This window comes from Peribacillus sp. Bi134 (assembly GCF_918698065.1).
GTDB lineage: Bacteria > Bacillota > Bacilli > Bacillales > DSM-1321 > Peribacillus.
Window position 1 is genome coordinate 276,826 of the sequence record NZ_CAKKLN010000002.1, and the last position, 23,271, is coordinate 300,096.

Sequence of the window (23,271 nt, forward strand, 5' to 3'; positions counted from 1 at the left end):
CGGCGTACATACAGAATGTAAAAAGAGAGTTCAGTAACCTACAAGTAAATAGTTTTCTCATGCCAATAGATTGAACAGGGTTAATTCAAAAGTCTTGAAAAGATAAATAGAAAAGGAATGAGGATGAAGGGGAATGAGAAGTTTAAAGTATTTGTTTATCGCTTTCTTTATCACTTTTTTTGGATTTCCTTCTCATGAAGCAACGGCTGTGGAAGAGAATACAACAATGGAAGTGAAACTGAAGAATTATTTGGGGAATAGAACCAGTGTTAAAATAACGGCAACCGGGGACTACCGTAATTCAGGGGGAGAGATATTCATCAAGGCGGGTGAAAGTCTGACTCTGAAAGCGGAGTCGGCTGAACTTGCCGTTTACAAAGGTTCTCAGAAAACGGGATCTTATGCTTCCTTTAAGGTAATGCCAGTTAAACCTGAAGCTTCATTGTCCATAAACGGCCGTCCGTATCAAGGCTCAATGACATTTACAGTGGAGGACGGTTACATCCGGCCAATCAATGCTGTTTACATTGAAGATTATCTAAAGGGCGTTGTCCCGCTGGAGATGCCCGCACTATGGCATGCCGAAGCCTTAAAAGCACAGGCGATTGCCGCCCGGACGTATGCACTTCGCCATCAATCGTCAATCATTGATGATACAGTTTCTTACCAAGTATATGGCGGGGCTGCCGGTCATTATCGAACTGATTCAGCCATTGATCAGACAAAGGGCATGGTAATCAAACATGATGGCGAAATAATCGAAGCGTTCTTTTCATCAAGCAATGGAGGGATGACCGAATCGAATTCAAATGTTTGGTCAAGAGGCAACCCTCTTGCATATTTATCTATCAAAAAAGATTTCTATGATTCAAAAACCAATTGGTCGATAACGCTGGACAAGCAGCAAATCGACCTGTCAAAAATGGATTTATCTAAACCTGAAGAATGGTGGACAAGTCTAGAGGAAAAGGATAAAACGGTTGTGCCGAAGCTTAAGGCTTGGCTGACGAATAATGGATATGCGAAGAAAGATATTAAAATAACGGAGATTCCCTTGTTAACTTTTACAGATGAAAAAACGGGAGGTCGGGTTACGAAAGGCTCCATACAAATGAATTTCTATGTAAGGGATCTCGTTGATGATAGGGGAAAACTTTTGCAGCAAACGGTTAAGCTTACTAATGTAGCGGCTTCCAAAATCAGGGGCATGGTGGGGCAAGAGGTGATGAAAAGCTATTTGGTTGACCGTTCATCTTCCGATCCTTCCAAAATTGCAATCGAAGGATCAGGATATGGGCATGGGGTAGGACTAAGTCAGTTTGGAGCGAAAAACAGAGCGGAAGCTGGACACTCATATCAAGATATTTTGGGTTTTTATTATCCTGACACAATTATAGAAAAGGAATATGGACCAGGCGCTGGATCTAAAACGGATATTGTTGTAAAGGAAGAACCGAATTCAGTAAACATGAAAGCGAAGACGGATCATTTAAATGATGAGGTTGGAATCACATACTCCCTAAAAGAAGATGCTGTGGTAACTCTCACGATTAAAGATAGGAAAGGTAATGCCTTAGCTAGCCCAGTCCGTGATCAAACAATGAAAAAGGGTACCCATTCAGCTATCTGGAACATAATAGCGGTAAGTAACGGGACATATGAAGCAGAATTATCAGCAATGGAACGAGGCGGGAATGAAGGTTTGGAAACAATGGCGATAAAAATCAGTAGAGATACGTCGGCACCTAAAATCACGGATGTCAAAACATCGGGTGATTACAGTACCGAGAAAGCGAACATAACGTATTCAATAAATGAAAACGCTAATGTAACGGTGGAAATCAAGAACAGTAAAGGTAAGATTGTAGGCATCCTTTCTGAAAGGCAGTTCCATAAAGGCAGTCAATCGGCAACCTGGGATTTCAAAAATATGTCCAACGGGATATTTACGGTAAAAATCTCCGCTAAGGATGAGAGTGACAATCAGAAAACCATTTCAACGAAAATCTCGATTAGGAAGACGACGGGAATAGTGAAAGCAAACGAATTATCTATTAAAGAAAGTAGAAATGCAGCTTCTGAAACGATTGGCACTCTTCACAGGGAACAAGCCGTAACGATACTGGCTCAACAAGATGAATGGTATAAAGTGAAAAAGGGAAGCCAAATTGGGTATGTATTAAAAAAGCACATAAAAAAATAAATGAGTAGGACGCCATGTATGGCGTCTTTTTTTGACCTTATAAAGAGTAAAAGCACTACACTTACAAGAAAACAGCACGAATTCGCGAGTAAATCGCAAACTCACGAGTAAATGCACTAAACTCACGAGTAAAGGGCGCAAACTCACGAGTAAAAGCACCAAACTCACGAGTAAAAGCACTAAACTCACGAGTAAATCGCAGATCAATGAGCAGATTCACCAACCTCATGAGTAAATGCTCCAAAACTTCAAAGAAATGCCCCAAAACTTGAGTAAACATCTCAAAAGAAAGGAATATCGAAAAAATCCAGACGGTTAATGAGGAAGAAATGTAATGATGTCATTCCTCTTTTGTTTTATGCTGCCCGGGTGTGAACGGAACACCGGCGGCTTTTGTGATGATTTTCGAAATATCCGTATTTTCAATGACTCCATCAAAGGCTTCACTGCCTGGACCCGAAGCGAAAACGGGAATCATATTGGCTGTGTGCCCTCCTGTGGAACTGGCCGCCCGTATGCTTCGATCAGCTATACCCGCCTTATAATGCCTGGCGATGGTGCTTCCGATTTCCCAATCTATTTGATGCTGTGGATAGACAAGCGTTTTATTTTTTCTTACGTTATCGATGAATTGATCGACTTCCTGATCCGTAAGGGATATATGTGCATACTTTTTGAATGTGGAAACGACGCTTTCTGGATTGATTTCATTATTTTTATCGAATGTAAGCTGTTTGGACATATATTCAGATGAAACCCTGATTTTTTTTAATGCCGTGATATCCATTGTTTCAGAAGCGGAGGTCCCCATTGTTTCGTGGTCTGCAAGTACAACGATCAACGTATCATTTCGATTTTTTGCCCAATTTACAACCTCTTTCACCGTTTGGTCAAATTCAATCGTTTCTTTCCATATTCCAGTGATATCGGCTGCATGCTCCATATGGTCAATACGCGCACCTTCGGCCATCAAGAAAAATCCCTTATCACCCCGTGATAAAATATCCAACGCTTTGGATGTCATTTCGGTTAGAGATGGCTCTTGAGAATGTAATACTTCTTTATCCAGTTTAAAATTCATATAGGTAGGGTGAAATAACCCTAAAAGTTTTTCCGGTTTATTTATGGAACTAAGTTCTTCTTTAGTCGTCGTAATCCCATAGCCAGCTTGTTTAAATTTACCGATTAAATCCTCGCCTTTCTGCTTATCCGCCTCGAAATAGCTGGCACCTCCGCCGAGGATGACGTCGATCCGGTTATCAAAGAGCTGCCTCGCGATATTTGCGCCGCCTGTCCAGCGGTTAGGAACACTTGCACCAAAGGCAGCGGGGGTGGCATCGACTACCATATTGGTTGAGATGATCCCGACTTTTTTTCCATTGTTCTGAAAGGCATCCAATACACTATCGACCTCGGAACCATTGGCATCGACTCCGATCGATTCATTGTTCGTTTTTATACCAGTGGCAATCGCGGATCCTCCTGCTGCCGAGTCAGTGACGTAATTATTGGCGGAATACGTGCGCATCAGGGCAACATGCTCCAGTTTTTCCAAATGTAGTGCACCTGTCTTTCCATATTCTAATTGCCGGGCAATTTCTATCGCCCCTAACCCCATGCCGTCGCCAATCAGCAATATGACATTCTTGGGGGTATTTTTTGATTCTGCTTGAATAGGGGAGCTCATGCAAATAAAACAAATCATAAGAACGAATAATCCAAAGCGATGTGGTTTATGTCTGGATTTTTTATTCATCTGTAATCCTCCATTGGGTGAAAGTCTTCCTATTATTTGTCTAAATCGATAAAAAAACCCCTCCCTGATATTCAGGATGGAGCTAATCTTTTTAGCACTGTTACCGGCAACCAGTCGGTTTTTGCGAATTTATCTTTCAAAAAAAGAAAGAATTTCTATATAATTACAATATGAAGTTGATAATTTATAAACAGTAAATACTTAACTGATATAATTTCACTAAAGGTCATTCAAATAATGGGAGAGAGAACCCTATGCTATCTAGTATGAAAAAGTTCTTCAAAGAAGGTTCTAAAGACTTGAAGAGAATTTATAAGTTGGTAGAAGAAGTGAATCGGCTAGAGGGTAAATATGAAAGATATTCAGATCTGGAATTAAGCGGAATGAAGGATAAATTTAAAAGCGTATTGGATGCTGGTGACAATATATTGGATATACAAGCCGAAGCTTTTGCGGTCGTGAGGGAGGCTTCCAAGCGAGTATTGAATCTTAGGCACCATGATGTTCAGATTGCAGGCGGTTTTGTCCTGAGTGAAGGGGGCATTGCACAAATGAATACGGGCGAGGGGAAGACGCTTGTCTCCACTTTGCCTAGCTATTTACATGCACTGTACGGTAATGGTGTGCATATTATTACGGCCAATGAATATTTGGCCAGACGTGATAAAGAGTTGATGGGAAAAATTCTAGAATATCTAGGACTGACGGTTGGTTTGAACATTTCCCAAATGGGGACTTCTGCAAAACGTAATGCGTATGCCGCAGATATCACGTATGGGACGGCAACAGAGTTCGGTTTTGATTATTTGCGTGATAATATGGTCTACCGAAAAGAAGACAAGGTTCAAAGAGGACACCGATTTGCCATTGTCGATGAGATTGACAGCATCTTGATTGATGAAGCGAGGACACCATTAATCATTGCGGGCAGGGCAAGCGACGGAACCGAGCTTCACCAGATCACGGCACAAATCATGAAGTCATTTGTAGAAAATGAGGATTACGAGATTTACATCGATTCAAAGTCCGTCTTTTTCACGGATCAAGGGGCTTCCAGGATTGAAGCGGCCTTTGGTATCGACAATCTGTATGGAATGGAGCATCAAGAGCTATTACATAATGTTACACAGGCGCTAAAAGCCCATGCAATCATGAAATTGGATGTCGACTACATTGTCGTCGATGAAAAGATTGCAATCATCGATAAATTCACAGGCAGGGTGATGGAAGGGCGAAGTTTCAGTGAAGGGCTTCATCAAGCGATTGAGGCAAAAGAGGGCTTGGAGATTTCCGAAGAGAATGAAACACAGGCTATGATTACTGTCCAAAATTATTTTCGATTATATCATTCAATGTCTGGGATGACAGGCAGTGCCATGCCATCCAAGTCTGAATTCTGGGAAATATATCAGCTCCCAGTCATTGAAATTCCAACTAATGAGCCTATTATTCGAGTTGATGAGGTTGATTTGATTTATAAAGATGAAACAAGCAAAATCAACAAAATCGTCACGGTAGTAAAACGGATTCATGATGGAGGCAGACCCATTCTGATCGGGACGACCTCCATTGAGCAATCTGAAAAAATTTCGGTTCAACTAGAGAAGGGGAGAATTAAACATCAAATCCTTAATGCGAAGACGGAAGAGGATGAGGCGGAGATCATCGCGAATGCCGGGCAAAAAAATCAAGTGATGCTGGCTACGAACATGGCTGGTAGAGGAACGGATATAATACTTGGAAATGATGTCAAGGAATTGGGCGGCCTTCATATTATCGGTACGGAGCGACACGAGAGCCGTCGGATCGATATGCAGCTAAGAGGACGTTCCGGCCGGCAGGGTGATCCTGGTTCAACACAATTCATCATTTCTTTGGAAGATGATTTGTTTGATTACTATGATGAAGAAGAAATCGGACGTTATATCAAGAAAATCAAAACGGATGAAAATGGATTGGTGCTGAGCCCTGCACCCGATAAATTCGTTAAATTGGTTCAGGAAACGGTAGAGCAAATGCATCAATCAAGCCGTTACCATTTATTGAAGTTAGAGCATGCATTAAATGAGCAGAGTAAAATCATCTATGCAATGAGAGATCGTATTCTTGAAATGGAGCCTGAACGGATGTCGGCCATTTTACTTGAATATATCAAAAAATACATTACTCGGCTCACAGTGAAATATTCCCCTGAACATAAGATGGAACCTGATTCCTCTGCCTTAATTGAAGAGCTTTCCCCTGTTTTCCAGTCGTTAGGTTGGCAGGCAAGTGATTTGCAGGATTTAGATGGCCAAATCCAAGGAAAAGCGTTGGATGCTTTAGGTGAATTGGAATCGAGATTGGTGATCTTTCAGGACGATGCAGAATGGAGAAACCAGTTGCGCGCTTTCATGCTGCAGCATATCGATACAAATTGGATGAACCACCTGGATCAAATGAACAGTGTGAAGGAAGGCGTTGGTTTAAGCGGATATGGTCAGCAGGACCCATATACGTTGTTTGAAAAAGAAGCTCTCAATCAATTTAACCTTCTATTAAGTAAAATTGAGTCGGAGATAAGCATCCGCTTTATGGAATATATGAATAGCAATCAGGAAGATGAAGCTGCTTTGGAGGGTGAGGAGTGATGAGTTTATTTGAAAAAAGGGATAATACACAAAAGTTATCAGATCAGGATGACACCGTTCATACTTCCTTGATGTTTCACAAGGGGTGGGAAGTTTCCAAGCAAGAGGAATATGTATATAAATTCCACCATCAAAGGCTTCCTGCATTAAAACCGAACCAAATTTCATTATCCGGCATCAAGCTGACTAGGGTGGAAGATGATGTAATCATAGAGGCTTTTCTACGAAATTCAATAGAGAAAGCTGTCAGTTTTGATATCGTGGATTTACTGTTAGTTGATGGAGATGGAAAATTCCTCGCAAAAAAGGCATTCGATCTTTCAGAGCTTGGTGAGCTTCCAGCACTTTCAAGCATCCCCTGGCGTTTCTTATTCGAGGAAGGGGATATGTTGGCGGAATCGATTCCTGATGAAGGTTGGAAGATTGCTTTCGAATGGAAGAGAACATAGGGAAGTACCCGCATGAGTCTAGCGGCAACCGGCAGCTATTTTGCCGGAGATCCAAAGCAAAGCCCTCATCCTGTTAGTGATGAAGGCTTTTTGTTTATAAAGGAAGTCATTAGTGCCAAATATTTATGCCGTTTTCTGTGTGCAATTTCTCATAAATGGCAACGCTAAGTAATATTTATAAGTAATCTTCCGCAATCAGGCTTAACTAAGGCTTGGAAATAATGAAGAGGAAAGTGGCAGGAGCATGAAGAATAACCGTAATCAACGATTGAAGGAGAGACTATTTGAGTTATTGTCATTCTCAATCGTGGCCATACTTTTCATTTATACGAATGATAGGATGGGTAACGATCTTTCTATTGGGATAATTACGATAATCATCGGTGTTTCCGGTTTTATTGTTTATCTGAAGGAATGGATACCGAATCAAATCGTAAAGGGCATCATTTTTTCAGTTTTCCTTCTTTCGATCATGGTCTTTTTCCTTGGGGACATCTGGTTTTACCGTTATTATTCGACACCTATAACATCCTATATGTGGATGCAAAAAAGCAATCTGAATGGGCTTGGTGAAAGTATATTCAGTATGATGGAAATGAAGGATGCAATCTTTCTTCTGGCAGGCATTCCAATTGCTGAGTCATTTGTGAAGAAAAAATACCCCCTCAAGCATATGGCACTCGTCCCGGTCGTAATATTCCTGATGATAGCAGGTTTGAAGCCGGTCAAGAACATCTTTATCGACAAAGTAGATATAACCAGGCGTTATGAGGCAAATACCTTCTTGCGAAACTGGGGCCCGATCGGTCATCACGCATTGGATACGTATGCCTACTTTACTGACTCGGGAAGGCATGGAATGTCTTCACAAGAAAAGATGGCCGTTTCTGATTACTTCAATAAAAAGAAAAGAAAGGGAAACGGGCATTCAGGCTCCTTGGAGGGGAAGAATCTCATTATCATCCAGGTGGAATCTTTACAGGCGTTTCCGCTATTTCAAAGCAGTGCCGGGCAGGAGGTCACGCCATTCATGAATGAACTGGCGAAAGGTGGGTTGTACTTCCCCCATGTTTATCCACAGACGGTATTTGGGAATTCATCTGACGGAGAGCTTATCGTGAATACCGGATTATTTCCTTTAAAGCAGGGTGCGACCTTTTTTCGATTCCCATATAATGATTTTCCGGGTCTTGCTAAGGAATTAAAAAAGTCGGATTATCAAAGTTTTGCTTTCCACGGAGATGAAGAAGACTTTTGGAATAGGCAGCATGCATATCCCTCGCTAGGGTTTGATGACTATCTTTCCATAGAGGATATGTCGCAAGATCAGATGATTTCGATGGGGGTGGGAGACCGCAGTTTCTTCAATCAAAGCTATGATTTCCTAAAAGATAAACAAAATCCCTATTACGCTTTTTTCGTTACATTGACCAGCCATGTACCTTTTTCACTGCCAAAGGAACAGATAACATTGAAGTCTGAAGTTGGAAAAGAGAACAGTTACCTGACTAAATATTTTGAAGCAATTCATTATACAGATTCAGCCATCGGGGATTTCGTAAAGAGGTTGAAGGATGACGGGAAATTGAAAGACAGCGTGATTGTCATTTACGGAGATCATGATGGGCTATTTTTAAAAGATAAACACGAGGTAGAAGCGTATTACGGTAGTAAAATTAGCGATGAAGAGTGGATTGAAAAATATATGCCAATTCCTGTGATCATTTATCAGGAGGATATGAAAGGGAGAACGATTGATAAGGTAGCGGGCCAAATCGATATTTTACCAACTCTATATGATCTGTTCAATATTAAGAGTTCTTCATACTTTGGAGAGAGCATGCTGAATGGCGAAAATGGTGATGCTTTGATATTAAAAGGGGATTATGGTACTCAAATGAAAATAAATGGGGAAGGTAAGGTCGAAGAATTTTCACCTGAAGACCAAAAGGAGATTGATCTGAGTGATCAAGTGATACGCTCTGATTACTTTAAACAAATGAAGGAAGAGACAAAAGGTGAAAAAAAAGAGGATGACTGATAAAAGCCATCCTCCCTTTCATTATAATCCCAAATGCGTTTTCACACGATTTTGGGCTTCAAGCTTTGTATCTTCCGGAACGATGTTGTACCAAACGCCATCTACCCGTTGATTGTCACCTTCAAGTGTATATTGTTCAATATTTTTGAGGGATGATTTGTAGTTATTTTGGATGCTCAACATTTCATTGAAACTTAAATTGGTTTCCACGTTTTTACCTAAAGCTTCGAATATATCGTCATAATTGGTAAGTGTCGATAGGCTTGACCCTTTTTTCATGACAGCTTGGATAACCTGGCGTTGCCGCATTTGCCGTCCATAATCCCCGCGGGGATCTTCCTTACGGATTCGGGAATAAATCAAGGCCTCTTTACCATTTAAGTCTATTGTGCCTTTATTGAAAGTATAGCCTTTATAGGCAAGGTCCATATCATTATCGACTGTGACGCCACCAACAGCATTCACAATATCCTGAAAGCCTTCCATATTCATTTTGACGTAATAATCAATCGGAATATCCAAATAGGCTTCCACTGTATTTATCGACATGGCAACTCCGCCATATGCATAGGCATGGTTCATTTTATCATTTATACCTTTACCGATGATCTCTGTACGCGTATCCCTCGGTAAACTCAATAACTCGATCGATTCTTTTTTAGGATTAACCGTCATGACAATCATCGTATCTGATCGACCTGAGTCATTTTCTCTTTCATCCACACCAAGAATCAGCAATGAAAATGGATCTTTGCTCTTGAACTTGATGTCCTCTACCCGTTTATCCGTTTTATGGGCTGTCCCCTGCATAGTGCTGATCGCACCGGCTAATGATTGATATACTGAAGCGCCATAAACACCTGCGCCAATGAAAAGGATAAGAAGGGTGAAGCCGATTATTTTAAACGTTTTGCGTTTCTTTTTCTTTTTTTTATGTTCGGATCTCATTTAATATTCCTCCCTTAACCATCCCACAAAATGGAAGGTGTGAAAAAGTACCTAGTCGGTATTTTTAACTATACCTTTTTTTTGTCAAAAATAGAATAGTTTCTTTTTGTAGTTAGAGTGCATATTTACCATTTTTTATCCAAAAAAACGAAGGATTCCAGAGAAACCGAATTCCTTCGTTGGCACATCATTCGATTGTTTCGTAATTTGTATAGCCAGAGATAAAGAAGCTATGATTCTTTTACATGAAATTGCCAGACTTTAAGGGAAAGTCTGGCAAGTAAATCTTATAGACTTCTATAACCGATGATTTTACTCTTGAAATAAGAGTTTGAAGTAGTACTGATTGTTACTCCCTTGCTTGATGAGGCATGAATGAATTCCCCGCCGCCCAAGTAGATTCCCATGTGGCTTATCACTGATTTATTGGAACCCGTTGCAAAGAAGATAAGATCGCCGCTTTTCGGTGAAGTAACCTTTTTACCCATATCATAATATGTGGAAGATGAAAGCCTCGGCACGTCATACCCAGCCTTCTTGAATGTATAGTAAATGAATCCGCTGCAATCGAAACCTGATGGGGAGGAACCCGCCCATGAATATGGTGTACCAATTAATTTTTTTGCTTCGGAAACGAGCTTGGCCACTTTGTTCCCCGAACTTGGGGCTTCCACTTTTCCCTCATCGTTTTTATCCGCTGGGGCAGTACTTGCCGATTTACTTAGTTTTAGCTTTTGACCCACTCTGATTAAATCAGACTTTAAAGAGTTGATTGATTTAAGCTGAGTTACAGTCAAGTTGGTTTTTCTGGATATCTTGGAAAGAGTGTCACCTTTTACCACAATGTATGTAGACGAATTGACTGGGGTCTGTGTAACATTGGACGGTTTGGAGCTGCCGGGTAAATCAATGGTAGTGGTAGTGGTTGATTTAGATACGATAAGTTTGTTACCTGCATAAATTCTATCGGATTTTAAGTTATTCAGTTTCATCAATTCAGCAAGTGTAAGGTTATGCTTGTTTGCTATCCTGGTTAAGGTGTCACCTGAAACAATGGTATATGTGGTTTTCTTTGTTTTTTTCACGGAAACTGAAGAAGCATTGGATGTTGTTTTGGAGTTGGGTGTAATTAATTTTTGATTGATTTTCAAAAAGTCTGATTTTAAGTTATTAAGCTGTTTTAAGTCTTTTACCGTCGTATGATGCTTCTGGGCGATTTTACTTAAGTTATCACCGCTTTTGACAGTATATGTACCGGCAAGGGCAGGAGAAACAAAAGTCGAAGATAAAATGGCTAATGTCGAAAATGCGACAACACTTTTTTTCACAATTTTCCACCTCTAATATGTCTTTTTCCCTATTCTAACAAAATAAACAGGTTTAAACATATTACATTTTTGTTACAAGGGGAAAATAGTAGTATTTTACTGGTTTATATTGGCGAACTTTGAGTAATGTAATCTACAATATTTTCTATATTGTGAGTCTTTTTTCACATTGAGGGGTTTTGCGTTTTCTTTTGTAATTATATGTAAAAATAACCCTGTTTTTGGATGCGCATTTCCGTTTAAAAAATGAAAACCCACTTCGTAAAACGAAGTGGGCTTTTTATTTAAAAAGGAAATCGACTAAATTCCTGCTTGAATTTCCTGTGGAGTATTCATTCCATTTTTGGTTAAAGGAAGCGATCTTCAGTAATGAATGATCAGCGGCACGGATTTTCTTTAAGAGCTCTACTGTGGTAGATACCACGGGTCCGGGCATGGAAGAGGAGTAATCCTCCCAGAATCCCCGTTCCTGCACATACTTTTCTAAGTCATATGCAAAGAATATCATGGGTCTTTCCAAGAAAGAGAATTCAAATGGTATCGATGAGTAATCGGTTATTAAAAGATCCGTACTGATAAGCAGTTGGTTAACATGAAATTCACTATCGACAGGATAAATGAATCCCGGGAATTTATCTTGTAAATCATGCTCTGCTTTAACTGCTGGATGCAGTTTTAGTAATAACGCATAATTTTCGCCCTGAAGTTCCTTGTAGAGCAATTCCAAATCAAGTGCAATCTCTCCGCTGTTCAAACCGTCATTACGGAATGTAGGGGCATACAGCATGATTTTCTTATGCTCAAGTTCTGGATACCTGTCCAGCAAAGCATTGCGGGCATTTCTTTTTGATTCATCATTGAAAAAGAAATCGGTCCGAGGTATCCCGGTCCTTAGGATATGCGATGCCGGCAGTTGAAAACTTTCTTGAAAAATCTCGGCCATTCTCTCTGAACCTGCCGTAACATAATCGAATTTGTTATATACCTCAAAAAATCTTTTCCTTGCACCGGCTGAGCGGTTTTGAATGGAAGGGTCTTTTGCCCCGAATTGCTTAACGGCACCGGCTGCATGCCACACTTGGACACATGTCACTTGCTTTTTGAATGCAATGGCTGAAAGAAAGCCAAAATAATTATCGATGATGATCCATTTTGATGTAGCCAGATGATAAATCGATCGGATCATGGCCATGATATTTTTTGATTCAAACGGAAGGACGATGGTTTCCCCATCGTCCTTAACTTGCATGGAACTGCTCGATTTCATTAAAAATACTTTTTGAACGGAAATGTCCTGCTTGTCCATTTCATCTGCAATATATTGGCAATTGTCCCCGAATGATGTGACAAAGGTCGTTTTGTCATATAAAGGGAAAAGTTTAAAGATAGAGAATAAAACTTTGAAACAAAAAAGATAAATCCCTATCGCGAATTCTTTAGCCATTAGTAACTTGTAAAAGGTCATCTTTAATTTGGGAAGTCGAAATGCCGATAGTTCTTGGAAGGTAGACCACTTCACAAACTTCGGATAATTCATCGAATTGGCCTTTCCAGTCATCGCCCATTACAAAGATATCTACACCTTCACGAACGATGTCTTCCCTCTTTTGTTCCCAATTGTCTTCCGGTATGACTTCATCCACATAGCGGATTGATTCAAGGATCATTTTTCTGTTTTCAAAGCTATGATAAGCTTTTTTATCTTTTAAAGCATTGAATTCATCCGTGGAAATGGCAACGATCAGATAATCCCCTAAATCTTTAGCGCGTTTTAATAGATTGATATGACCCCAATGAAGCAAATCAAAGGTTCCGTAAGTGATTACTTTCTTCATCTTTATTCCTCCTTTAAGACTCTTAAACTGTTATTCAATCAAATTAATATATATTTGGTCTATTAGAATATGAAATGGAACAATAAAACAGGCAACTGGCATTTAAATTTCTGCTTGTTGTTTTCCTATATTTTTAGGCAATGACATTCTCTAACTAATTATAACTTAATAGCTTTACAAATAAACCACAATTTTTTTACAAATAAACCACAATTTTTACATTGATGATTATTGTAAATATTATTTTTTAAGCTAAAATTAAATGTTGACTATTTTGTAGGGCATAATAAGGTGTCTATATGAATGTATGGTTTATACTGAATGGTATTTAAAAATAATTTCTCTTCACTTTACTTAAAGTAAGCTGATGAACGATTGATAAGAAAAATTATTATTCTTGCTGCAATCAGAATAAGCCATCCACAATTTTACCACGTTTAGGAGAGAACAACTAGAGGAGCTTCATTAACCCCTGTTTTCTAATAGTGTAGGTGAAGCGACAGAATTGTATGAAGGACAGATGATGGGCATATATTGGCCATAAATCTATCGCCTAACATTTTTTAAGTATCCAATTAATGAAGTGCAAGTATTGGTTTGAAAGCGTTAACTTTGATGTCATGAAGACTTCTTTGCAATAAAGAGAATTGTTTTTGCTATTCCCTTTCCATTCTGGCAACATGGAAGAACGGCAGTACCTCCTTGGAAGTCTTATATTTACGAATGTTTTTAAGTTTTAGTATGTTCGTTTTCGACTATGCACTAACCAATATTGTCTTTTTTGTTCATTAGAGGATTTATAGTAAATATATGGGCAGTTCGCCTGTCTGTTTAATGATATTGAGGAAAAACCTAAAAAAGTTTATGATTTTAAAGTACATTGAATGATTCGTTTTTATTTAAATAATTTGTAATAGGTGGTCTAAAATGATTAAAAAGCTTCTTGGAAAAGGGAAAGCAAAAAAAACTCCTAAAATTAAGCTGAAACAAGTTCTGACCATTGCGCAAGAGAAAGATACACTGTTGATAAAAGGGGAATTTTCAATAGAACATTATTGCGCAAAAGAACTATGGTTATATTCTAGGGATTACGAAGATCAAAAAATAAAAATAGCTGAGTCGGTGAGTTCATCTAAATTTGAGTTTAAAGTAGATTTAAAAGATTTAATGCGGAAATTAGACGGTGATGAACCGACTGTTTATGACTGTTATATAAAGGTTTCCGTTCCAGTTGAAAAGCTGAGCAAAAAAGCGATACTTAGTATCGAGCATAAAGCTGAATATGTAGAAGAGAACGAACAGGTTAATATCGAATATCCAATTCGTCTAGGGCGTTTCCAGGAAACGCACATGAACAATTTGAGTATTTATAACTATGAAGATAAACAAAGTATATTCTCTATAACAAATAAAGGGAATTTATCTCTTTACTTCAATAAAACCCCTAAAATTTCGATTAAGTCTCAAATTGAAAAAATCAAAAGCAAATCGAAGGCCATGCAAATTAATGGTCAAATTTTCACCAAGCATTCAAGGATCATAAAAGGTGAGGGCCTTGTAAAAGGAAGACAAAGTGACAAAGAATATCAGGCAAATATCTCTTTTATTCATAATAAGGAAATGAATATTAAGAAATATGGACTGAATCGTTATATATATGATTTGAGAGTGGATTTAGAACAATTAGTCAGTGCGGATTTGGAAGATGATGTATATGACATTTACATGAAATTACATTTGCATGATCAGGAAGAGCCGAAAATGGTACGCGTCGGAAGACCAACCACCAGAACTAAATTATTTACTAAAGAGACCGATGTCAGCTCGAATAATGGAGTTGCTATCGTCAATCCATACTATACCTTTAAAGCATCCAATTTATCATTGGAAGTGTTTAACTTCTCTACGGAAAGTTATCGATATTTAAAAAGGATGATGGGGTGGAGGCGGTTTTTGGCCTTATTTAAAAAGAAAAAGGATGTCTGGCTAATTGGAGAAAGAACGTATAAAGCCCAGGATACCGGATATCACTTTTTTAAATATATGAGGGAAAATCACCCAGAAAAAGAAGTGTATTATGTAATAGAAGAAAATTCAGTGGAAGCCAAGAACGTCGAGCCCTTTGGAAATATACTTTATTTCAAATCAAAGGATCATATTAAAAAGACTATGGAATCGACCCGTATCATTTCATCACATCATCCGGATTATTTATATCCTTTAAGAACTTCTGAATTTAAAAATCGTGTTAAGGGAGTTAAGGTATTTCTTCAACATGGTGTTATGGGCACGAAGAATATGGTGGCAAACTACGGGAAAAATGCAGTCTCAGGCTTTAGTACAGATGTTTTTCTGGTAAGTTCAGATTTCGAAAAGGATATGATTGTAACAGATTTTGGATACAACGAAAAAGAAGTATTCACGACGGGACTTTCGAGGTTCGACTCGCTGTTCAAGGATGATGTTTTAACTAAGCGGCAATTATTGATCATTCCAACATGGAGAGATTGGATTACATCCGATGAAATCTTTTTGGAAAGCGAGTATTTTGAAAGGTATCAGAAATTAGTGAATCACCCGGTTTTACATGAGTTATCTAAAAACAATGGATTCGAAATCATTTTTTGCCTTCACCCTAATATGCAGAAGTTCACGTCTTATTTCAAGGATGCCCCTGTCAGGGTGATCAGTCAGGGTGAAGTGGATGTCCAAAGATTAATTAAGGAAAGCGCGATTATGATCACGGACTATTCAAGTGTAGCGTTTGATTTTAGTTTCCTGCATAAACCGGTAATTTACTATCAATTTGATAGAGACCGTTTCATAGGGAAAAGACCGTCACATTTGGATTTGGATAACGATCTTCCGGGTGAAATCGTTGATGAATTGGATGAATTGTTAGCTGTATTAGCCGAATATGCCAACACTGATTTTGTCATGAAGAAAAAGTATATGGATAAGGCCAATCGTTTTATTAAATATCGCGATGTCCATTCTAATTCAAGGATATTCGAAGTGATTCAAAATGCAGAAAAAGATCAAAATTCAATAATTAAATTATATAACCATCCGATATCGAAACTCATTATGAATCGGTTCAGGAAAAGTGATAAGTATTTCCCTGTCATGAAAAAGGTTTATAAAATCATGTCCAAGGTTATCCCGGTTGACCGGAACCTTATTCTTTTTGAAAGTGGGATAGGGAAGCAATTCGCCGATAGCCCGAAGTATATTTATGAAGAACTGGTCAAAAGGGATAATAAATATAAAAAAGTTTGGGTGTATAATGGTAATTTACCAATAAAAGGTAAGAACACAAAACTGATTAAACGCTTAAGTCCGGAATACTATTATTATTTAGCCAAAGCAGGTTATTGGATAAATAATCAAAACTTCCCTACCTATTTAAGCAAAAGGAAGGAAACGACATATATCCAGACTTGGCATGGTACCCCTTTGAAAAAAATGCTATTTGATATAGATAATATTCAGGGAAGAGACGATGGGTACTTAGATCGAGTGCATGGTGCAACGAGAACTTGGGATTATTTAATATCACCAAGTCCATACGCATCCAATGCATTCAGAAGCGCTTTCAAGTATGAAGGGGAAATTTTAGAAACGGGATATCCAAGAAATGATTTGTTTTACAGGGAAGATGCTTCAATGATTTCCAAGTCAGTGATGGAAAAACTGAAGATACCAAAAGGAAAAAAAGTCATCTTATATGCTCCTACATTCCGGGATAATCAAACTTCAAAAAACAATAAATTCATTTTCGAACTGAAATTTGATTTGGAAAGAATGAAGGAAGAATTAGGGGATGAATATATCCTGTTGTTAAGGATGCATGTTGTTATAAGTAATAATCTCAGCATCCCGAGTGAATTTGAGGATTTCGTGATAAATGTATCCAATTATTCAGATATTCAGGAACTTTACCTGATTTCTGATATATTGATCACGGATTATTCTTCAGTAATGTTCGATTTTGCTAATACTGCTCGGCCGATTTTGTACTACACTTATGATTTGGAAGATTACCGAGATAACATCCGTGGATTCTATATGGATTTTGAAAAGGAAGCACCAGGTCCATTTTTAAGTACAACTGAGGAGATTATCGAAACTATTACCAATATCGATGATATAAACATGCAATATAAAGAAAAATATGGTTTATTTAGAGAGAAGTATTGTGGAATAGAGGACGGTAAAGCTACCCGGAGAATCGTGGATAAATTTTTTAATGATTGATTCCTAAAATAAAGGGTATTGTTGCTTAAGTAACTGGTGAATTTGGCTGCCCAAGTCGAAACGTCTATGTTACCTCTAGACATAAAAGGAGAGAGGAATCGTATGAATTTCTTGGTACGTCAAAAAGCGAGGGAACTTTTAAAGAGCGGTAATATTCAATTGAAAAATAGTCCCGTAAGCTTAAGAAATAAATTTTTAGGAAAAGAAAAAAAAGTCACGGTAGTCACTGCTGCATATAATGCTGAAAAATTCATCAGAAAAACGATTGAATCAGTAATCAATCAAACCATCGGTATTGATCAGATTGAATACATCATTATTGATGATTGTTCGACAGATGGCACCAATAAAATCATTCAAGAGTATGCAGCCAAATATAAGAATATCTGTTCAGTTACCCTTCAAGAAAATAATGGGTCACCCGGAACTCCGAGAAACATTGGAATAGAATTGGGAACATCCAAATATATAACTTTTTTAGACGCGGATGACTGGCTTGCACATGATGGATTGGAAAGCCTCTATAACATCCTGGAGGAAACCGGTGATGATTATGTGGTGGGCAAAACGGTAAAAGTCGAATCCGGTTCAGAGAGCGTCATCGGTGAGTTTGCTTCCATTAAAGAAAGAAGAAGCATCACCCCTCTGGATGTTCCGCACTTTTTTTATCATATGGGTCCAACGGCAAGGATGATGAATCTGCCTATGGTTAAAGAAAATGAAATTGGTTTTCCGAATATGAAGTTCGGTGAGGATAAATGGTTTTTTACTGATGTTTTCTTTAAAGTTAGAGCAGTATCAACTACTAAAAAACCTATTTATTATGTCAATAGAACGTCTGAAAACCCCTCTTCTTTAACACGTGTCACGAATGTGTTGGACAAAAGGAAAGCGGATATTGAAATAATAAAGTATATTCAATCCAAGGATAGTGCCATTGAATTGAAAAAGGTGGCTCTTAACCGGATTTATGAGTACGATATTGTAAAAACGTTCGACAGTCAAACCTTTGTGAAAGCCAAGAATAAAGAAGATTTTATAGAAATATTAAAGGAAGCTGTCGAAACTGCGAAAATCTTGTCATATGACTTCAAGAATGAATTTAAAGTACCTATTTATAAATTGGCACTTAAATTATTCATGGAGGATCGTGTTGGTGATTTCATAAAGTTGTTTGAATGGTTAAAGCGAGAGTCCAATAAAAAATATCATATAAAAGATGGTTTACCTTATTACGAACTTCCATTTCTGGAAGGTGAATATCGCTTTGTCAGGATACCGATGCTTGCCCGTGCACTGGATTCTTATATTATGGATAATGTCTACCACCAAAGTTTTGAGATTTATGGTGATGATATAAACAACATAGATTCTGTATTGATACGTGATAGGACAAGAATCGACAATGAAATCAATTGCGGAGTTCAAATAGAAGGTAATAGAGGCCATTTCACTGTTTCATTGGATGAAATTGATAAAATGGAAAAGTCCTTATTTACGTTGTTCATTCGCTACAATGATTATCAATTGGTGAATATTAAAAGGATCCTGAAAAATAAGATGACGTATAATAAGAAAAATGTGGAGTTTTATACAACAGTGGCAAATAATTTGGGACTGGCAATAAAGTCTTTGGAGTAGCTGTTAGAAGCACACCAAAAATAAGCTCTCCCTTCTATTGGGCGAGCTTATTTTTAATTCGATTTATTAACATGGTTCACTTATCATTAATCAATAAAAAGGGAGATCGGATATGTCAAATGAAAAAATACAAACCTCAAAGAGACCTTCCTTTCTATCGCTAGTTAAAAATAAGGCTAAAGCAATTATTTTAAGAGGATATAAAATGGCCTTTGCATTGGTGGGGACAGTATTGCCAGTGGACCGGAAGCTGGTTATTTTTGAGAGCTTTTTGGGCAAGCAGTATAGCTGCAATCCCCGGGCGATTTATGAATACTTGCAGAGTAACCATCCTGAATATAAAATGTATTGGAGCGTAGATAAAAGATATGCAGCTCATTTCGAAGAGGCAGGCATCCCATATCTCAATCGCTTTTCAATTAGTTGGTTGCTCAAAATGACAAGAGCCCAGTATTGGGTAACGAACAGCAGGCTCCCGCTTTGGATTCCGAAGCCGAAGCACACGATCTATCTGCAAACGTGGCATGGTACTCCATTAAAGAAACTTGCGGCGGATATGAATGAGGTTCATATGCCTGGAACAACGACGGATAAATATAAAGAAAATTTCCATGCCGAATCAAGTAAATGGGATTATTTAATTTCACCGAACGCTTATTCAAGTGAAATTTTTGCACGTGCCTTCAATGTCGATATTGCTAAAATTCTGGAAACCGGTTATCCTCGCAATGATATACTTTACAATGGGAATAATCGTGATACAATCGACTCATTGAAACAGAAGTTGGGTATACCAATAGAGAAAAGGATCGTTTTATATGCACCAACTTGGAGGGACGATGAGTTTTATAGCAAGGGAAAATATAAGTTTGAAATAAAACTCGATCTGAATCGAATGAAACAGGAATTGGGGGAGGAGTATGTCATTTTGCTCCGTCTTCATTACTTGGTTTCCGAGAACTTGGATTTATCGGCGTATCAAGGATTCGCTTATGATTTATCCAGTTACGAAGATATTAGTCATTTGTATCTTATATCGGATTTATTAATAACTGATTATTCCTCCGTATTCTTTGATTACGCAAATTTACAGCGTCCGATGCTTTTCTATGTATATGATATTGAAAATTACAGGGACAAGCTTCGCGGTTTTTACTTTGATTTCGAAAAGAGTGCACCTGGTTTGTTAGTCAAAACATCTGATGCGGTCATTGATAGTATCAAGACGATGAAATATGAAAATACCAATGATATCAATCATTTTCACGAGCGGTTTTGTGCACTCGAGGATGGCCAGGCTTCACGCCGTGTCGTAGAAAAAGTGTTTTTAGGAAGGTCTGTGTAATTTATGAGTTCAGCTTTGACCGTTTTAAAAGAACAAATCAATAATTTTTATTTGGTAAGGCGTTTATCTGTTTATGAGATGAAAAGTGCCAACAGCAATAACTACCTGGGAGTCTTATGGGAAATCATCAATCCAATGATACAGATTGCGATTTATTGGTTTGTATTCGGATTTATAATCCTAAATCGCGGGGAAAATTTCCTTCCATGGCTGATGGCAGGGATCGTTGTCTGGTTCTTTGTGAATCCTTCGATAACCCAAACGTCCAAATCCGTCTATTCCCGACTGAATATGGTATCCAAGATGAGCTTTCCGATGAGTGTAATTCCATCGTACGTCATCTTTGCCAAGTTGTATCAGCATCTCATGCTGCTGGGAGTCATCATCATCCTATTAGGTTTTACTGGATACCTTCCAACAGTTTATATCATACAACTGCCGTATTATGTTGCCGCGACGGTCTTGCTATTATTTTCAATTGGGTTAATCTCTTCAACATTATCAACCATTATTCGTGACGTTCATAATATAATCGTGTCCTTAATGAAAGTCTTGTTTTATTTAACACCAATCCTTTGGGTATTGGATGCTAAGGAGCACCCTATCATACTAAACATCATGAAGCTGAATCCGCTATATTATATTGTGGAAGGGTATCGGGCTTCATTGTTGGGGGAATCATGGTATCTAATAGCGCATTGGGAATATACCCTTTATTTCTGGGCAGTCGTTATCATCTTATTTTTGATAGGTTCCTCGCTGCATGTCAGGTTTAGAGATCGCTTTGTTGACTTTAAGTAAACTGGAAGTGAGAAAAATTGGAAAAATCGGTAATTGTCAAAGATATAACGAAAAAATATAAATTATATAATAAAAACTCGGAAAAATTATTGGATCTTCTTTTGCCCAAAAGCTATGGGGAAGAGTACTTTGCTCTGAGGAATGTAAGTTTTGAAGCGGAAAAGGGCGATGTAATAGGATTTGTCGGGGTCAACGGGTCAGGTAAGTCCACATTGTCCAATATTATCGCAGGCATCATCCCACCCACGGACGGAAATGTCCAAACTAACGGGAAAACGGCTTTGATTGCCGTTGCATCGGGCCTGAATAATCAGTTGACGGGCAGAGAAAACATCGAACTGAAAATGCTGATGCTCGGATTCGATAAAAATCGGATCAAAGAACTTGAGCCTGAGATCATTGAGTTTTCGGAACTTGGTAAGTTCATTGACCAACCGGTGAAATCCTACTCAAGCGGCATGAAGTCCAGGCTTGGTTTTTCCATTTCCGTGCATATCGATCCAGATATCCTGATTATTGATGAAGCCTTATCAGTCGGGGATAAAAACTTTGCTGAGAAGTGTTTAGAGAAAATGAACGAATTTAAGGCAAAAGGAAAAACGATGTTCTTTGTCAGCCATTCAATCGGTCAGATGAAGAAATTTTGCCAAAAGGCTTTATGGCTTGAATATGGAGAGTTAAAGGCATATGGTGCCATGAACGAAGTAATGCCGCAATATGAAGCATTCTTAAAAGAATATAACGCCATGTCTAAACAAGAACAGAAAAAATACCGTGAAGAACAAATGAAAAGGCGCAGTTCAGCACTGGTATGAAAGTGAAAAGCAGACCCGGGCTACGGGTCTGCTTTTTTTAGTTAAGCACTTTTTCATAAGCTTTCTCAAACCGCTCGGCAGCTGAAAGGTGGGAGTATTCGCTTTCCATTTTATATCTTGCTTTCGCAGCTAAATTTGCTGCATATTCAGGATCATTAAGCAGGTTGGAGATGGCTTGTGCAAGTGCGTCTTCATTTTTTTCCGCTACTAACAGACCATCTTCTCCATCAATGAGAATCTCCTTTAAACCTCCGATTGCACTTGCGATGACGGGTGAGCGGCAACTCATCGCTTCTAAGGCAGAAATGGAAGTCGCTTCTTCCACCCCGTGGGAATGAACGCTTGGGATGAGTACGATGTCCGATGCTTCATAGAGGTTATGCATTTTCTCGAACGGCACTGAACCGAGAAAAAGTACGGAATCTGATATTTTGAGCCTGGCTGCGGTTTCCTCGAGCCGGCTTCGCTGTTCACCCGTCCCTGCATAGACCAATACTGTTTCAGGATGGTTTTCCAGCACCTCCGGCAGAGAAAGAAGCGGGTATATGACACCGTTCTTTTCAGTCATTCTTCTCGGAACGAAAAGCATCTTTTTATGTAGCGGTATTTGAAAGTCCCGGCGAGTTTGCTCCCGCTTTGCGCTTTCGGGTTTGAAAGCAGACACGTCAATGAAGTTCTTGATCGTATCCGCTTCTATATGTGCCAAATGATTGATATAGTCTTTGATCCTTTGATCGACCGTCACTACTTTTGCAGCGGACTGATAAGCTTTCCTTTCTAGTTCGCGAATGATCAAATCTTCTTCACTATCCGGAAGAAGGGCGCCCCTGCTGACTGCCTCGAATGAATAATACCCATGGACGGTTTGCACCGTCGGTATCCCGGATTCGATGGAGGCAAGCGTTGCGAAAATGTCTTGAGCATTAATGACATCATAGTTCTTTTTCAAGGCTTTAATAGATGAAGCCAACAATTTTTGGCGTTGCCGGTCATTGAAAAGCTGGCCGCTACCCTGTTTTACTTTATTTAATAAAAATCCTGGGGCCTGGGCGAGCATTTTCCTCTTGAAAGGGTGTAATTGAGAGAAAGATAAAATGTCCACATTATGGCCCCGTGAAATTAACCCCTTTTTTAACGTAGTGATATGACTCGATAGCCCTCCTTCATGAGGGTAGTTGAAAATCGTTGTGATTAAAATGTCCATAGTGGCACTCCTTCTTCT

The 23,271-nt window shown here is 38.7% G+C and carries 15 protein-coding genes and 1 pseudogene; 10 read left to right on the plus strand and 6 right to left on the minus strand.

Annotated elements, in window-relative coordinates:
* Positions 1 to 133: 133 nt before the first annotated feature.
* On the plus strand, positions 134 to 2,203 hold the full coding sequence (locus tag LQ188_RS04290; protein WP_230176134.1) for a SpoIID/LytB domain-containing protein: 2,070 nt from the start codon (positions 134 to 136) through the stop codon (positions 2,201 to 2,203).
* Between the two features lie 340 nt (positions 2,204 to 2,543).
* Here the strand turns inward: LQ188_RS04290 and LQ188_RS04295 are convergent, their stop codons facing one another.
* Positions 2,544 to 3,959 (minus strand): alkaline phosphatase, encoded by a 1,416-nt coding sequence (locus tag LQ188_RS04295; RefSeq protein ID WP_230176135.1) that lies wholly within the window; start codon positions 3,957 to 3,959, stop codon positions 2,544 to 2,546.
* A 254-nt stretch (positions 3,960 to 4,213) separates the two neighbouring features.
* On the opposite strand from LQ188_RS04295, the gene secA reads away from it, so the two are divergent.
* The 4 genes from secA (at position 4,214) to LQ188_RS04315 (ending at position 9,079) form a co-directional block, all read left to right on the plus strand.
* The gene (gene secA, locus LQ188_RS04300) at positions 4,214 to 6,589 is read left to right on the plus strand and encodes a preprotein translocase subunit SecA (protein ID WP_230176136.1); all 2,376 of its coding nucleotides are present in this window, start codon (positions 4,214 to 4,216) and stop codon (positions 6,587 to 6,589) included.
* Positions 6,589 to 7,038, plus strand: a complete 450-nt coding sequence (locus tag LQ188_RS04305; RefSeq protein ID WP_101223788.1) for an SLAP domain-containing protein — start codon at positions 6,589 to 6,591, stop codon at positions 7,036 to 7,038. The genes secA and LQ188_RS04305 overlap by 1 nt, the downstream gene beginning before the upstream one ends.
* A gap of 12 nt (positions 7,039 to 7,050) precedes the next feature.
* A complete protein-coding gene (locus LQ188_RS04310; RefSeq protein ID WP_157831066.1) occupies positions 7,051 to 7,206 on the plus strand; it encodes a hypothetical protein in 156 nt (51 codons plus the stop codon).
* A 76-nt stretch (positions 7,207 to 7,282) separates the two neighbouring features.
* The gene (locus LQ188_RS04315) at positions 7,283 to 9,079 is read left to right on the plus strand and encodes an LTA synthase family protein (protein WP_230176137.1); all 1,797 of its coding nucleotides are present in this window, start codon (positions 7,283 to 7,285) and stop codon (positions 9,077 to 9,079) included.
* Positions 9,080 to 9,100: 21 nt separating this feature from the next.
* Here LQ188_RS04315 and LQ188_RS04320 read toward each other — a convergent pair whose 3' ends face one another.
* From LQ188_RS04320 to tagD, 4 genes are all read right to left on the minus strand, one after another.
* Positions 9,101 to 10,027: an LCP family protein gene (locus LQ188_RS04320; RefSeq protein WP_101223786.1), complete on the minus strand. Its 927-nt coding sequence runs from the start codon at positions 10,025 to 10,027 to the stop codon at positions 9,101 to 9,103.
* A gap of 287 nt (positions 10,028 to 10,314) precedes the next feature.
* A complete protein-coding gene (locus LQ188_RS04325; protein WP_101223785.1) occupies positions 10,315 to 11,355 on the minus strand; it encodes a peptidoglycan endopeptidase in 1,041 nt (346 codons plus the stop codon).
* A 280-nt stretch (positions 11,356 to 11,635) separates the two neighbouring features.
* Entirely contained in the window at positions 11,636 to 12,799 is a 1,164-nt protein-coding gene (locus LQ188_RS04330) for a CDP-glycerol glycerophosphotransferase family protein (RefSeq protein WP_230176138.1), read from the minus strand.
* Positions 12,792 to 13,190 carry a glycerol-3-phosphate cytidylyltransferase gene (tagD, locus tag LQ188_RS04335; protein ID WP_057278149.1) on the minus strand — a complete coding sequence of 133 codons (399 nt, stop codon included), beginning with the start codon at positions 13,188 to 13,190 and terminating at the stop codon, positions 12,792 to 12,794. The genes LQ188_RS04330 and tagD overlap by 8 nt, the downstream gene beginning before the upstream one ends.
* A gap of 927 nt (positions 13,191 to 14,117) precedes the next feature.
* On the opposite strand from tagD, the gene LQ188_RS04340 reads away from it, so the two are divergent.
* From LQ188_RS04340 to tagH, 5 genes and pseudogenes are all read left to right on the plus strand, one after another.
* The gene (locus LQ188_RS04340) at positions 14,118 to 17,447 is read left to right on the plus strand and encodes a CDP-glycerol glycerophosphotransferase family protein (RefSeq protein ID WP_230176139.1); all 3,330 of its coding nucleotides are present in this window, start codon (positions 14,118 to 14,120) and stop codon (positions 17,445 to 17,447) included.
* A 102-nt stretch (positions 17,448 to 17,549) separates the two neighbouring features.
* The gene (locus LQ188_RS04345) at positions 17,550 to 19,088 is read left to right on the plus strand and encodes a glycosyltransferase family 2 protein (protein WP_230176140.1); all 1,539 of its coding nucleotides are present in this window, start codon (positions 17,550 to 17,552) and stop codon (positions 19,086 to 19,088) included.
* Between the two features lie 154 nt (positions 19,089 to 19,242).
* Positions 19,243 to 20,433: pseudogene (locus tag LQ188_RS04350) on the plus strand (CDP-glycerol glycerophosphotransferase family protein); the annotation flags it as partial.
* 3 nt (positions 20,434 to 20,436) lie between these two features.
* Positions 20,437 to 21,234 (plus strand): ABC transporter permease, encoded by a 798-nt coding sequence (locus LQ188_RS04355; RefSeq protein ID WP_101223780.1) that lies wholly within the window; start codon positions 20,437 to 20,439, stop codon positions 21,232 to 21,234.
* Positions 21,235 to 21,251: 17 nt separating this feature from the next.
* A complete protein-coding gene (gene tagH / locus LQ188_RS04360; protein ID WP_101223779.1) occupies positions 21,252 to 22,049 on the plus strand; it encodes a teichoic acids export ABC transporter ATP-binding subunit TagH in 798 nt (265 codons plus the stop codon).
* A gap of 37 nt (positions 22,050 to 22,086) precedes the next feature.
* Here tagH and LQ188_RS04365 read toward each other — a convergent pair whose 3' ends face one another.
* The gene (locus tag LQ188_RS04365) at positions 22,087 to 23,253 is read right to left on the minus strand and encodes a glycosyltransferase family 4 protein (RefSeq protein WP_101223778.1); all 1,167 of its coding nucleotides are present in this window, start codon (positions 23,251 to 23,253) and stop codon (positions 22,087 to 22,089) included.
* Between the last annotated feature and the right edge of the window lie 18 nt (positions 23,254 to 23,271).

Bases quoted from the DNA above. Each gene is read 5' to 3' on its own strand.
- tagD (WP_057278149.1), bottom strand. From the start codon at position 13,190: ATGAAGAAAGTAATCACTTACGGAACCTTTGATTTGCTTCATTGGGGT.
- LQ188_RS04295 (WP_230176135.1), bottom strand. From the start codon at position 3,959: ATGAATAAAAAATCCAGACATAAACCACATCGCTTTGGATTATTCGTT.
- secA (WP_230176136.1), top strand. From the start codon at position 4,214: ATGCTATCTAGTATGAAAAAGTTCTTCAAAGAAGGTTCTAAAGACTTG.
- LQ188_RS04315 (WP_230176137.1), top strand. From the start codon at position 7,283: ATGAAGAATAACCGTAATCAACGATTGAAGGAGAGACTATTTGAGTTA.
- LQ188_RS04305 (WP_101223788.1), top strand. From the start codon at position 6,589: ATGAGTTTATTTGAAAAAAGGGATAATACACAAAAGTTATCAGATCAG.
- LQ188_RS04345 (WP_230176140.1), top strand. From the start codon at position 17,550: ATGAATTTCTTGGTACGTCAAAAAGCGAGGGAACTTTTAAAGAGCGGT.
- LQ188_RS04365 (WP_101223778.1), bottom strand. From the start codon at position 23,253: ATGGACATTTTAATCACAACGATTTTCAACTACCCTCATGAAGGAGGG.
- LQ188_RS04310 (WP_157831066.1), top strand. From the start codon at position 7,051: ATGAGTCTAGCGGCAACCGGCAGCTATTTTGCCGGAGATCCAAAGCAA.
- LQ188_RS04290 (WP_230176134.1), top strand. From the start codon at position 134: ATGAGAAGTTTAAAGTATTTGTTTATCGCTTTCTTTATCACTTTTTTT.
- LQ188_RS04355 (WP_101223780.1), top strand. From the start codon at position 20,437: ATGAGTTCAGCTTTGACCGTTTTAAAAGAACAAATCAATAATTTTTAT.
- LQ188_RS04320 (WP_101223786.1), bottom strand. From the start codon at position 10,027: ATGAGATCCGAACATAAAAAAAAGAAAAAGAAACGCAAAACGTTTAAA.
- LQ188_RS04340 (WP_230176139.1), top strand. From the start codon at position 14,118: ATGATTAAAAAGCTTCTTGGAAAAGGGAAAGCAAAAAAAACTCCTAAA.
- LQ188_RS04330 (WP_230176138.1), bottom strand. From the start codon at position 12,799: ATGGCTAAAGAATTCGCGATAGGGATTTATCTTTTTTGTTTCAAAGTT.